Raw genomic sequence first — 12762 nt, forward strand, 5'->3', positions numbered from 1 at the left:
TTACAGGAGTATGATATAAAATGAAAATCCAACAAGTAGAAATTTTTGCAATCCAATTACCACTTATCGATCCTTTTATTATTAGTTATGCTACTTATGATACAATGCCTTCTATCATTTTGAAAATAACAACAGATACAGGCATTGTTGGTTATGGTGAAGCGGTACCTGATGAGCATGTTACAGGTGAATCATGGGAAAGTACGTATGCAGTGTTAAAACACCAACTTGTCCCAGCAATTATTGGAGAAAATCCAATGGCTTTTGAAAAAATTCACGATAAAATGAATCACATCGTAAAGGATGTGCCTGCTGCCAAAGCGGCAATTGATATTGCATGTTTTGATATTGCTGGTAAAGCGCTTCAAGTACCAGTATATCAGTTACTTGGCGGTCGCTATCATGAGAAATTCCCAATTACCCACGTGTTAAGTATTGGCACTCCAGAGGAAATGGCAAATGAAGCAGCTAGACGCGTAGAAATGGGCTATCAATCATTTAAAATGAAGGTAGGAACGGAAGTTAGACGTGACGTTGCTCGTATCAAAGCAGTACGTGAGCGTGTAGGCGAAGAGATTGCTATTCGTGTAGATGTAAACCAAGGATGGGGTAATGCCTCTACAACTTTACAAGGTTTACGTTTACTAAAAGATTTAAATATTGATTGGTTAGAACAGCCTGTTGATAGTGAAGATATTGACGGCATGGTAGAAATTAAATCTAAATCTGATGTCACGTTAATGATTGATGAGGGACTTCGAGGCGTACGTGAGATGCGTGAAATTATTTTGAAACGTGCAGCAGATAAAGTAAATATTAAACTAATGAAATGCGGTGGAATTTATCCTGCTATGAAATTAGCTGTCATGGCGGAAATGGCAGGTATCGAATGTCAAATTGGTTCAATGGTTGAGTCATCTGTAGGTTCAGCGGCTGGTTTCCATGTAGCATTCTCGAAAAAAATTATGACTAGTGTAGAATTAACAGGTCCACTTAAATTCTCGAAGGATATCGGTAATTTACACTATGATGTACCGTTCATTTGTCTGACAGAAAAACCAGGCTTAGGTGTCGATGTAGATGAAGCAGTACTTAAGGAACTATGTGAATTTTCAACAATAGTCACAGCTTAAGGAGGCGTTAACATGGATAGAGTTTATGAAGGAATGCTAGGAGAAACGCCTTTTTATGTTACGAAATTACAACTTCAGCATTTACCTGCGATTGAGAAGTTACAGCAAGAAGTTTACGAGACTTTGCCAGACCAAAGCATTTTACAGCCTTTAACGACGGAAGAATTTGAGTACATTTTGCAGGGAAATGGTTTGATGATTGGGGCATATGTGGAGCATGAGTTAATCGGCTTTCGAGCATTATTAAATCCACCTATTGATAACGATCACCTTGGCTATGATTGCGGAATTCCAGAGGATCAGTTCCATCGTGTTTTATATCAAGAGATATCCAATGTTTCCCCACATTATCGCGGCTACGGATTACAAAAAACATTAGCAACGGTTGTGATGAACGCTATTGATTTGGATTGCTACGATTATGTTTGCTCTACAGTTAAACCGTATAATATACCGAGCTTAAAAGATAAATTTTCACAGGGGCTTGTGATAAAGGGCTTGAAGATTAAGTACGTTGATAAATTGCGATATATCTTCTATAAAGATTTACAACAGGGGCAACCGGTTTATACTGAGAAACAAGCTGTTTTGATGGGAGATACAGCCATGCAGCAGCAACTGTTAAAAGCGGGATATACGGGGACTGCCATGTATGAAGAACAAAATGACTGGTTCGTACTATATGAAAAATAGGATTTAAAATGAAGGAGTGCCTTCCTTTCACACAGTGTGAGAGGAAAGGCTTTTTTTTATTTCTTTAGTGGGCAAAATCCACAAGCAAGTAAGCCAGGAATATCTTTCGAAAAGCAACAAGATATACGGACAGGAACGTTAACTAAATTCGTGGGGCTTTGACCACCAGTATAGTCAGCCCACCAAGATTTTTGTGAAAAACGAGCCCACGTTTTAGGGTTCTCTAAAGCCTCAATATCTTCCATTGCCTGATCTGCTAAGCCGGGGTTAGACAACAGTTGATGATAATGCCAAAGTAGATAACCAAAGAAATTTTCCCAAATGGTTAAAGGAGAGATGGATGTTACTTTACGCAGTTGCTGAACGATGACATGCCCATCATATAAAATTTTTTCAATCACAGATTGTCTTTCATCTTCATCCACGTAACGCCAATCATTGGGGTTCACAAACATGGCAACTGTAAAGCTATTGAATTCCTTGGCCGCATCAAAACGAATTTCAATTGGCTTTCCATCCCATACTTCATCATAGGCAGCAAGCATATATAGCTGCATTGCAAAAAACATACCATAGCGACGTGCAAAATGGGAAATAGCTGCGGTTTCCGTTGCCGCATCTGTAATGCCCATCATAAGGTTTAAAAAATCGGGATGGTAAAAGTCTTTATGTATATCAGCTAATGTAAATAATGTTCGTTTTGGTTCTGTTGTATATATACTGTAGGAATTCAATTGTCTTACTTGATCCATCGTTAAAGCTGGCATTGTCATCACCTTTTCTTTTCAATCATTAACATCAATTATAAATTAATCATTTTTACTTCACAAATGGAATGCAATATAGTAAAATACATTAAACATATCTGAAAGGTGGGTTTTTAAATGTCATTGCCACATGCAATTCCAAGACCACTTGTACGACTCAATCAATGGACCATTTTGTTAATTGTCATAGTGACATGGGCAACAGGGCTTGCTTGGATATTAGTCATTCCTTTAGTCGCTAATTTACTTGGTGTTTTATGTAATTTTAATCCCATTATACGATTTGGAAAACTATTTTTGAAAAAAGCACCAGCTTCCTATATACCTGAAGACGCCCAACAACAAAAATTTAACTCTAGTATTGCTAGCATATGTTTAGCTGCTGGATTCGTTGGGTTTTTCTTTAACTGGTATGTAGTAGGATATGTATTTACAACAATGGTAGCCATCGCTTCATCTGTTGCTATTGCTGGTTTTTGTATCGGTTGCTTTTTACATTTTCAGCTAAAACAGTGGCAATACAGAAGGTCCCTTAAGAAGGCATTGTAATTATTTGAAAAATTTTTAAGTTAATTTAAAGATAGTAGTTGACAATTTAATTGATAATGATTATCATTATCATTGTAAAGATTATTCCTCCTCTACAAAACGAGTGTAGAGAGGATGAACTTTAGCTACTTTTCTCCAGAAGTTTGCTAGTTCATAAAGCGCTCCTAAAACCCCCCTCATTTTTTGGGAACGTAAAATCTCTAGACGGCTTATTCCTACGATGAATGAGCCGTCCTTTTTATTTTTTAGCAACACCCGCATATGTTACGAAGATTGTTCAGAAGGGGAGGTCTGTTGGGCAATATTCTTTTTTCCAAGTACCATTGTATAGTAGCTATGCAACAACATACCAACAATAATAATGCCAAGTCCAGCAAGGGCAATTGGATCAGGAAAGGCAATGTTAAGTAGTAGCACCTCACCAATAATGACAAATAGTATTTCAGTTGATTGGGTTGCTTCCACAGCGGCTAGTTTGCCTTGATGTTCGCGCACACGGTCTGTGGCGATAAAAAATAGAATGGTGGCAATGACACCAGAGCTAATTCCCACTAGTAGCGATTGTAGAACTTGATTTAGTGAAGGTAGACCAACCGTTAAAACAGCATATAGCGCCATGATAATCCATGCAGGCATGGAAGCAACGGTCATACCAAGCACGCGCTGAAATGTATCAATACGCCCTCCGCAGACTTCCATCATTTTTCGATTACCGAGTGGATAAGCAAAAGCAGCAATCACTACAGGTAAAATCCCTAGCAGTAGATTTTTAGTTGGGGCAGACTGTGCCTGTGGTACTTGAATAAGCAATATCCCAACTAGAATTACACATGAAATAAGTAAGGAAATTAACGGGATTTTCTGACGTACTGTTTTTCCAGCGATTACTGATACAAAAAGGGGAGCTAAAAGGACACCAGCAACGATTGTAAATTGCCATGTACCCGAAACGAGCCAACCTGGGCCGAATGCTGCAGCGAATGTAAGTGGTGCATAAAATAGTACAAATCCAACGAAGCTCCATAGAAGCCATGCCCTTGGTTTGTTTTTCATTTCATTGGTAAGCGGTGAAAAGCCCTTACGATAGAAGACAATAGCTAGTAAAAACGGCAACATGAAAAAATAACGAAGTGATGCACTCCAGAGCCAGCTACCGCCTTGCATTTCCATCGCGTGATTTAAAATAAATGTTACCGCAAAAAAAAGTGAGGCTAAGATGCCTAATGCAATTTCTTTCATAATTCATCACCCTTAACTTTTATGTAATTCGAAAATTCAGTCATTAATTTTGGCAGTGATAAGTAATCACTGGTGTTTATATAGTAAGTAAAAATCCGCGTTGCCTCCTAAGGAAGTAAATACACGACATTGCGTAAGCTGTGCTTATCGTGCCTTGCCCTTTGGGAGCCAAGCGGATTTTAGTATCTGAAAGACTTTGTAGAAAGTATTTCTTTTTTAATATTTCTTATTGCTTGAAGTAAAGTTAAACTTACTTGCCCTGTTGTTCAAATAGTTGCACGATTTCAAGAATTACTTGTGTCGCTTTTTCCATTGTTTCACCAGAGACATATTCGAATTTACCGTGCATGTTTTCTCCACCTGCAAAAATATTTGGTGTTGGTAAACCCATATAGGAAAGTTGAGAACCATCAGTTCCACCACGAATCGGTAATGTATTCGGAGTAATATCTAATTTTTCCATTGCTTGACGGGCAATGTCAACAATTTCTTTTACAGGCTCGATTTTTTCACCCATATTATAGTATTGATCCTCGATAGAAATTGTCAGCGCATCCTTGCCAAATTGTGCTTGTATTTTGGCAGCAGCATCTCGCATTAATTGCTTTTTCTCTTCGAATTTTTGACGATCATGGTCACGTACAATATAAGAAAGCTCTGTATGTTCAATAGCCCCTTTGAAGTCCATTAAATGGATGAAGCCTTCATAACCTTCTGTTTTTTCAGGTACTGCATCTGTAGGCATTTCATTTTGGAAGGCAATCGCCATCGTAATAGAGTTGACCATTTTATTTTTAGCTGAACCTGGGTGTACACTCGTTCCCTTTGTTGTTACTTTAACGCCAGCAGCATTAAAGCTTTCAAATTGTAGCTCACCAAGCGGTCCGCCATCCATTGTGTAGGCATAGTCAGCGCCGAATGCAGCGACATCGAATTTATGTGGACCGCGGCCAATTTCTTCATCAGGTGTGAAAGCTACGCGAATTTTACCATGCTTAATAGCAGGGTTATTTATTAAGTATTCCATAGCAGTCATTATTTCAGCGATGCCAGCTTTATCGTCCGCACCTAGTAATGTTGTACCATCTGTTGTAATTAGCGTTTGGCCTACATAATTTTTTAGTTCAGGAAATTCAGTTGGAGACATGATTAAATTTTCGTTTAATTGAATGTCACCGCCATCGTAGTGATCGATGCGTTGAGGATTTACATTTGTACCAGTGTAGTCTGTAGCTGTATCCACATGCGCTAAAAAGCCAATTGTAGGAACTGCTTTATCTGTATTTGCTTCAAGTGTTGCAAATAAATAGCCATTGTCATCTAGTGTAATGTCTGTTAAGCCGATTGCAGCCAATTCATCCTTCAATACATGCAATAAATTAAATTGCTTTTGAGTGGAAGGAGTAGTTTCACTTGTGAAGTCGGATTGTGTATCGATTTTTGCGTAGCGAATTAATCGCTCGATTACTTGTTCTTTCATAGGTATATGCAGCCTCCTTTGTAGGTGTCTGGCACTCAAACAATTCTGAATTGTTTGAGTGCCAGGCACTTTCATTGTACCACTTTACTTCGGATTTCGGAATATTGAAGGATGCTCAATGCAATAAGTATTTGCGCACTATAATAGGTTGTCATAATAATCTCATGCGCAAAAGGTAATGGCATGATAAACTTATTAATCGCTAAATAGGAATCGGATGTGATAAATAATAAAGCGCCAATAATAGCAAAGGGAGAACCGGTACGAATAGCCGTCCAGCCCATCGTTAAAATGATAGAAATATAAGCAAGAACTGCAAAAGTAAGTACGGTTTCTCCGGATTTAAACACGGTACTGGCAATCCAGATAGCCATTGCGGCACCATATAGAAGTAATCCGATTTTTGCCCAAGTCGGTACTGGCTGTTCACTAGTACTTGAAAAGGCGAAGATATAAAAAACATGACCGATTAAGAAACTTGTAAGACCAATCAGAAACCATTGTAAAGTGTAGTCTCCTATCATACAAAATACTAGACCTATAATAATGAATCGCTGATATTTTTTAATCGACTGTGCTTTTTGGGTTATCGCCATAAATATTAACAAAATCATTGGAATGACTTTGAATATTAGTTTTACACTTTGGTCAATATGCGAGAAGAAAAAAATATAATAAAGACCAAACACAATGATACATGTTAACAACAATTTTTTTTCCAAATTTTTCAGCCCCTTTTCTTTGAAATTCTCTATCGATGCTTAAAATCCTTTATTCATCATTAAGCGGTTTTATTCAGAATTTCTTTCACCAAAGAGTAGAAGGGAAGAAGTGTCCATATAATTTATGTTTGAAACTTTTTTAGTATGTAACCGTAAATAAGAAGACAGTAAGTGAGGAGAGGGTGAATGAAATGACTAAGCTATTGATAGCTTCTGCAGTCATTGCAATTATTGCGAGTGTATTATTAACACCGCTAATAACGAAAAAGCGTGAAGATGGACAATCGAAAAAAGTAATTGGCTACTTTTTTATCGGAGTCTTTGTGATAGGATTTATTGCATCAGGTATTACACTGTATGTTACAAAAATTGATGTTAACTGGCTTGTTTTTTGGCCAGTGATTATACTACTCACTTTATGTGGTGCGTTTCTTGCAAGTGGTATTGAAAGAAAAGTGAAAGGTGTTTTATTTTTAGCAAGCTTACTAGTCGGCGTGTATGTATTGTCCGCACCGCTATGGAATGCTAACGATAAATTCAAATCTGCGGAAATGAAAGAAGAGGTTGAAATCAAGCCGTTTGATGAAACACAAACGCCAGCGAGTGTTCCACCTAAATTCGTCCGCAATAAAATGAAAAAAGCTTTCGGTCAAGTACCGAATACAAGCTATTATGAACTAGGACGTTTACAAATCCAAAAGGTAAATGGTGAATATGTTTATATTGCGCCTGTTGAATTTTCAGGTTTCTTTAAATGGATGAACGGCAAAACGACACCTGGTTATTTTACAATGAGTGCGACGGACTCAGCGGATAACCCAAAATTTATCGCACAGGAAATGAAATATGTTCCTTCTGCCTATTTAAATGCTAATTTAGAGCGTCACATGCGCTTACAACATCCATTCCTTATTTTCTATGGGGATGTTCAGCTTGAAATTGATGATGACGGTAAACCGTACTATATCCGTTCGTACGGGGAGTTTATATCTGCTCGAAATGGCTTTGATGTACAAGGGATTGTCCTTGTAGATGCATTGACAGGTAAATCTGAAATTGTGAAATTAGCAGATGTTCCAGCATTTATTGATGGGGCTGTTTCACCTGAGACAGTAAGTTTACAAAATAGCTATTACGGAAAATATGTGCATGGTTACTGGAATAGTATGTTTGGCAAAAAAGATGTCAAACTACCTTCTGATGAAGGGACTGAATCGAATGTAAGTCCGATCTTTAATGAGGAAGGCGAAATGTACTATTTCACAGACTTCACGAGTCCAAAAGAGGGCGTGGATTCAATGCTGGGCTACTCATTAACGAATGCACGAACTGGTGAATCGACGTATTATACAGGAAATCAAGATGCTTCATATATGGATTCACAAGGGAATCTGCAAATTATTGAAAAGAAATTTATTGAGAAAAAGTGGGCAGGAGAAATGCCTGTATTGTATAACTTTTACGGAGAAGCAAGTTGGTTAACAGCGGTGCTCGATGCGAATGGCTTTTTACAAAATTATTTCATCGTTTCCGCAGCAAATCCTGAAATTTCCGCCTATGCAACAACACCAAAAGAAGCGTTGAAATTATATAAAACAGCGCTTAGTCGTGGAGGAAGTACGGTTGAAGGTAGTTCGAATGCGGAAGAGAAAAATGCAAGTGGGACAGTACTACGCGTTTATAAGGAACGCCTAGGTGACTTTACCATTGTATCGTTTTTACTGAATAATGGTGAAAATTATTCAGTAAGTGCAGAGACGGAGCCTCTTGCGATTTATTTACAAGAAGGTGATGAAGTAGTTATTACGTATGGTGAAACAGGAGAGCAGTTTTTACCAGTACGCTCGCTCATTATTAAAGGGTTACAATAAACAAAAGACGATCAGCACAATGCACTTTGTTGGCTTGATCGTCTTTTTTATGTAGTTTGCGTTTCAATGTAACGGTGCATTTTTTCTTTATGATTTGTAAAAAGTGTAGAGGCATGATCATTTAATGCCAGTATCTCTTGAATATAACCATGTAACAAATTCGTTTCATATTCGAAAGAGATCGATGTTTCACTTTCTATCATATGCTCCAATAAAAGTGCATGTAGCACAACCACTTCTAGGTTCTGTGTATTCGTGACAAATTTTAAATTTAAAATGGTTGTATAGGAAACGAATTGATCGACGTAGGTAATAGCTTCTTTGTATTGTTTGATATCAATATGTTGTTCAAGCCTCTTTCTTAAAAGTACACACTCATTGTTTAAGTCTTGTATTTTTAAAAATAAACTTCTTACACTTCTCTTATGTTGTTGTTCTAGGGTACGAGCAAGATGCTTATTAACATAAGACATTTTTGCATAACTCCTTTCGAGATAAGGTTCTTCTTCTATTTAATATTAATGGAAAGGTAGGAAAAGGAAAGAGTCTTTTCGTTTAATTTGTACCTGATTTTAACAGATCATGCAAGACAAAAATACTACATAAGCTATAAATAATAGTTCGAAATATAAAAAAAGTGGAGTTATTATCATACGATAGTAACTCCATAAAGAAAAAGTTATTTCCAATTAAAACCTTTCTGTGCTAAGAAGCGATTGATGAAAGGACGACGTTGTTCAATTAAAAAATCAGCCATTTGCTTTGTCCAGTTATCAATTTTACGATTGGAGGAACGACTATTGTAATAATCCTCCATTGTTGCATTGTAAGCTGGTAAAAGTTCCTCGTATTTTTCACAATTGTACTCATTTTCATGTAGGACAGCAGCTACTGGTAAGCGAGGTTTCACTTCATTGCGTCGTGCAGGAACGCCAATTGTTAAACCGAACAATGGGAATACATAATCGGGTAGATTCAACAATTCGCTAATTTCTTCAGGTTTGTTACGTACACCCCCAATATAGCAAATGCCATAGCCCATTGATTCAGCAGCAATCACAAAGTTTTGTGCGAATAACGAAACATCTGCTACACCAACGAGGACATTTTCAGCCGAGTCTGCCACAATATCAACGCCTTCTAATTTCCCAGCCATTTGCAGACGTTTAAAGTCTACGCAAAAAACAAAAGCACCACCCGAAGTTTCGTATTGACGTGGATTGCCAGAGAGCAAACCGAGCTGTTCTTTTTTTGCTTCGTCTGTTACCCAAATTACGCTATAGGCTTGTACAAAGTGAGAGGTTGCCGCCATCTGTGCTGTGGCAATTAAATCTTCAATAATTTCTTTAGAAATAGGATTTCCATCGTAAATACGTACTGAAGAGTGGTTACGTAATAATTCTTTCACCATTTAAAAATTCTCCTTTTCCCCTTAAATATACCAAGAGCATATCACGCTTTTTCGCTAAAATCGAATAAAATTCAATTTAAAAAACTTAAAATCATTTATAAAAAACTATTTTTGAATAATTTGAGCTAGGACAAAAATACCTCGTAAAGTAAAATATATTGTTAGATATAGCTTAAATGTTCTCTTTAGTGTAAAATTATGTATGGCGACAGATTATTTATCTACTGTATTTTGACATTTGTGGGTGTACTGATGTATAGGACAAATAATCTAGTTGAAGCAATTAAATGTGGGATGGAGGAATAAGGAATGGATGAAAAGTTAGCAAAAAAGCTTCGTAATGAACAGTTACGAAACAAAGTTGTAACAGCAGAAGAAGCAGCATCTTGGATTAAGGACGGCATGGTACTTGGTATGAGCGGATTTACACGTGCAGGCGATGTGAAAGTGGTACCGCTTGCACTTGTGGAGAAAGCGAAAACAGAAAGCTTCAAAGTAGATGTATATACAGGTGCATCACTTGGACCAGAAGTCGACCAATACTTAGCAGAAGCGGGTGTAATTCGCAAACGTGGTCCTTTCCAAGGAGATCCAGGTATTCGAAACATGATCAATAGAGGAGAAGTCACTTATGTTGATGCCCATTTATCACATAATGCGGAACTAGTACGTCAAGGTATTATTGGTCCGATTGACTTTGCTATTATTGAAGCTGCTGCAATTACAGAAGATGGCTTATTAATTCCTACAACTTCAGTTGGTAACTCTCCGATTTTCGTACAAGAAGCAGATCAAGTAATCATCGAGCTAAACGTAGCCCAGCTTGATGCATTAGAAGGTGTGCATGATATTTTTGTACCAGGACCACAAGGTAAACGTGATCCAATTCCAATGCTAAATGCGTCAGATCGTCTTGGCACAATTGGCATTCCACTAGACTTAGACAAAGTAAAAGGTATTGTTATTTCAGATATTTTAGATGCTCCATCAACAATTGTTCCAGCTGATGAAGAAACAGATATTATGGCAAATCATTTGCTGAACTTCCTGCGCGAAGAGATTAAAGTAGGTCGTTTAACAACAAGTTTACGCCCGTTACAATCAGGTGTAGGCTCAGTAGCAAATGCTGTATTACTAGGTTTCAAAGATTCCGAGTTTGAGAATTTAGAAGTTTATTCAGAAGTACTGCAAGATGCTGTTTTTGAATTAATGGATGCTGGGAAAGTAAGCTTTGCATCTGCTACTTCTATTACCCTATCGGAAGAGGTAGGAAACCGTATTTATGGAAATTTTGAAAAATATGCTGATAAATTAGTATTACGTCCACAGGAAATTTCTAATCATCCGGAAATTATCCGTCGACTCGGTTTAATTTCTGTAAATACAGCGCTTGAGCTAGATATTTATGGGAATGTAAATTCAACTCATGTTTCTGGCACACGAATGATGAATGGGATTGGTGGTTCTGGTGATTTTGCTCGTAATGCCCGGTTAGGTATTTTTGTGACGAAATCGTATGCAAAAGGCGGTAAAATTTCTAGTATCGTACCAATGGTTTCGCATGTAGACCATACAGAACATGATGTAGATATTATTGTCACAGAACAAGGTGTTGCAGACTTGCGTGGTTTAGCACCGAAAGAGCGTGTAGGTCGTATTATTGAAAACTGTGCGCATCCAGATTATAAGGATCAATTATGGGCGTACTTTAACGAAGCGAACGAGGCAACAGGCGGACACCATACACCACATATTTTAGAAAAAGCGCTTTCTTGGCATGTCAATTTAGCTAAGAACGGTACAATGCAAGATCCATCATTTGCAAAATAATGATATAAAAAAGCCTTGAGAGTTTGTTTGTTGTCTCTCAAGGCTTTGATTTGTTTAAATTTATTTTTTAAAGGCAGATGTTACTTTAGGCTCTGTCCCTTGGATAAGCCGTTTAATATTTTCAATATGCAACATGAGCGCGATACCAAAAAGAACAATTGAAATCATTGTTGGTCCAACCCCAGGTATCCATAAGTAAGTTGCTGTACAAAAAACAATATAAAATACAAGCACACCAATGATTAAATAATTTGTTGTTAAAGATAAAATGACAAATAACATAAGTGCAAATAATGCAATTTTCCAATCAATAGCGAGCAATATGCCTATGATTGATGCAGTTCCTTTCCCGCCTTTGAAGCCCATATGGAACGGGAAGTTATGACCTAGTATTACACTAGCAGCTATTGCATAGGTTAATAACCACATTTGTACTTCAGTAAATTGTGAAGCATTGGAGGAAAAGTAGTAAAGTGCGCATAGCACGGCAGCAACTCCTTTACCTATATCTATAAGTGCTACTAATATGCCGTATTTCCATCCAAGAGAAAGCGTTGCGTTTGAGGCACCCGCATTGCCATGGCCAGTCTTTTTTAAATCTACTCCAGAAAGAAACTGTGCCACTTTAGAGCCATGAATACAGCCGATTAGATAACCAATAATAATAAAAATAATCATGGCTTTTACCATAAAAATACTCCTTTCAAACTATATTTTTATATAGTGTATGTGTTCTTATTACGTAAAGGAGCAGACAGAAGTTTCAGAAAAAAATAAATTTTACTGTTGACAGAAAAAAAGTCTATGTTTATACTGTGTAACAACGATGGAAATTGAATCACATACTCTTATCAAGAGCGGCGGAGGGATAGGCCCTATGATGCCCGGCAACCAGTGAGTGACGAACTTGCTAAGGTGCTAATTCCTACAGATTCTTACTTGGATCTGGCAGATAAGGGGAGGAAAACTTGCAACCGCAACCCTCTTCTTAACTGAAGGGGGTTTTTGTTTTCTCACATAAATCCTCCTCATCTCCGGTACCATCGTAAAACCCATTTAGGAGGAAG

General features: G+C 37.5%; 12 protein-coding genes and 1 riboswitch. Of the genes, 5 read left to right on the forward strand and 7 right to left on the reverse strand.

The window, feature by feature from the left end; all coding sequences use genetic code 11:
• Positions 1–20: 20 nt before the first annotated feature.
• Together MKY08_RS01605 and MKY08_RS01610 are read left to right on the forward strand one after the other, a co-directional pair.
• Positions 21–1133 (forward strand): dipeptide epimerase, encoded by a 1113-nt coding sequence (locus tag MKY08_RS01605; protein ID WP_069512959.1) that lies wholly within the window; start codon positions 21–23, stop codon positions 1131–1133.
• 12 nt (positions 1134–1145) lie between these two features.
• Positions 1146–1826 carry a benzoate transporter gene (locus MKY08_RS01610; RefSeq protein WP_069512958.1) on the forward strand — a complete coding sequence of 227 codons (681 nt, stop codon included), beginning with the start codon at positions 1146–1148 and terminating at the stop codon, positions 1824–1826.
• A gap of 56 nt (positions 1827–1882) precedes the next feature.
• On the opposite strand, the gene MKY08_RS01615 is transcribed toward MKY08_RS01610, so the two are convergent.
• A complete protein-coding gene (locus MKY08_RS01615) occupies positions 1883–2593 on the reverse strand; it encodes a Fe-S oxidoreductase (protein WP_069512957.1) in 711 nt (236 codons plus the stop codon).
• 117 nt (positions 2594–2710) lie between these two features.
• Here MKY08_RS01615 and MKY08_RS01620 point away from each other — a divergent pair, with 117 nt between their 5' ends.
• Positions 2711–3142: a DUF4395 domain-containing protein gene (locus MKY08_RS01620; protein WP_069512956.1), complete on the forward strand. Its 432-nt coding sequence runs from the start codon at positions 2711–2713 to the stop codon at positions 3140–3142.
• Between the two features lie 264 nt (positions 3143–3406).
• Here the strand turns inward: MKY08_RS01620 and MKY08_RS01625 are convergent, their stop codons facing one another.
• The 3 genes from MKY08_RS01625 to MKY08_RS01635 all read right to left on the reverse strand — a co-directional run bounded on the left by MKY08_RS01625 (position 3407) and on the right by MKY08_RS01635 (position 6583).
• Positions 3407–4381 carry a multidrug resistance efflux transporter family protein gene (locus MKY08_RS01625; protein WP_069512955.1) on the reverse strand — a complete coding sequence of 325 codons (975 nt, stop codon included), beginning with the start codon at positions 4379–4381 and terminating at the stop codon, positions 3407–3409.
• A gap of 250 nt (positions 4382–4631) precedes the next feature.
• On the reverse strand, positions 4632–5861 hold the full coding sequence (pepT, locus tag MKY08_RS01630; protein WP_069512954.1) for a peptidase T: 1230 nt from the start codon (positions 5859–5861) through the stop codon (positions 4632–4634).
• A gap of 71 nt (positions 5862–5932) precedes the next feature.
• Positions 5933–6583 (reverse strand): lysoplasmalogenase, encoded by a 651-nt coding sequence (locus MKY08_RS01635; protein WP_069512953.1) that lies wholly within the window; start codon positions 6581–6583, stop codon positions 5933–5935.
• 191 nt (positions 6584–6774) lie between these two features.
• Here MKY08_RS01635 and MKY08_RS01640 point away from each other — a divergent pair, with 191 nt between their 5' ends.
• Positions 6775–8454, forward strand: a complete 1680-nt coding sequence (locus MKY08_RS01640) for a hypothetical protein (protein WP_069512952.1) — start codon at positions 6775–6777, stop codon at positions 8452–8454.
• A gap of 47 nt (positions 8455–8501) precedes the next feature.
• On the opposite strand, the gene MKY08_RS01645 is transcribed toward MKY08_RS01640, so the two are convergent.
• Entirely contained in the window at positions 8502–8927 is a 426-nt protein-coding gene (locus MKY08_RS01645) for a hypothetical protein (protein ID WP_069512951.1), read from the reverse strand.
• 206 nt (positions 8928–9133) lie between these two features.
• Positions 9134–9865 carry a class II chromate reductase ChrR gene (gene chrR / locus MKY08_RS01650; protein ID WP_069512950.1) on the reverse strand — a complete coding sequence of 244 codons (732 nt, stop codon included), beginning with the start codon at positions 9863–9865 and terminating at the stop codon, positions 9134–9136.
• 309 nt (positions 9866–10174) lie between these two features.
• Here chrR and MKY08_RS01655 point away from each other — a divergent pair, with 309 nt between their 5' ends.
• A complete protein-coding gene (locus MKY08_RS01655) occupies positions 10175–11695 on the forward strand; it encodes an acetyl-CoA hydrolase/transferase family protein (RefSeq protein ID WP_069512949.1) in 1521 nt (506 codons plus the stop codon).
• 60 nt (positions 11696–11755) lie between these two features.
• On the opposite strand, the gene MKY08_RS01660 is transcribed toward MKY08_RS01655, so the two are convergent.
• Complete coding sequence (locus tag MKY08_RS01660) at positions 11756–12385, reverse strand: glycerol-3-phosphate acyltransferase (RefSeq protein ID WP_069512948.1); 630 nt, start codon at positions 12383–12385, stop codon at positions 11756–11758.
• Between the two features lie 155 nt (positions 12386–12540).
• A riboswitch (SAM riboswitch) is annotated at positions 12541–12654 on the forward strand.
• The last annotated feature ends 108 nt before the right edge of the window (positions 12655–12762 follow it).

Source organism: Lysinibacillus sp. FSL M8-0337 (assembly GCF_038593855.1).
GTDB lineage: Bacteria > Bacillota > Bacilli > Bacillales_A > Planococcaceae > Lysinibacillus > Lysinibacillus sphaericus_D.

Coding starts and splice junctions, on each gene's coding strand:
- MKY08_RS01605 (WP_069512959.1), top strand. CDS start 21: ATGAAAATCCAACAAGTAGAAATTTTTGCAATCCAATTACCACTTATC.
- MKY08_RS01610 (WP_069512958.1), top strand. CDS start 1,146: ATGGATAGAGTTTATGAAGGAATGCTAGGAGAAACGCCTTTTTATGTT.
- MKY08_RS01615 (WP_069512957.1), bottom strand. CDS start 2,593: ATGCCAGCTTTAACGATGGATCAAGTAAGACAATTGAATTCCTACAGT.
- MKY08_RS01620 (WP_069512956.1), top strand. CDS start 2,711: ATGTCATTGCCACATGCAATTCCAAGACCACTTGTACGACTCAATCAA.
- MKY08_RS01625 (WP_069512955.1), bottom strand. CDS start 4,381: ATGAAAGAAATTGCATTAGGCATCTTAGCCTCACTTTTTTTTGCGGTA.
- pepT (WP_069512954.1), bottom strand. CDS start 5,861: ATGAAAGAACAAGTAATCGAGCGATTAATTCGCTACGCAAAAATCGAT.
- MKY08_RS01640 (WP_069512952.1), top strand. CDS start 6,775: ATGACTAAGCTATTGATAGCTTCTGCAGTCATTGCAATTATTGCGAGT.
- MKY08_RS01645 (WP_069512951.1), bottom strand. CDS start 8,927: ATGTCTTATGTTAATAAGCATCTTGCTCGTACCCTAGAACAACAACAT.
- chrR (WP_069512950.1), bottom strand. CDS start 9,865: ATGGTGAAAGAATTATTACGTAACCACTCTTCAGTACGTATTTACGAT.
- MKY08_RS01655 (WP_069512949.1), top strand. CDS start 10,175: ATGGATGAAAAGTTAGCAAAAAAGCTTCGTAATGAACAGTTACGAAAC.
- MKY08_RS01660 (WP_069512948.1), bottom strand. CDS start 12,385: ATGGTAAAAGCCATGATTATTTTTATTATTATTGGTTATCTAATCGGC.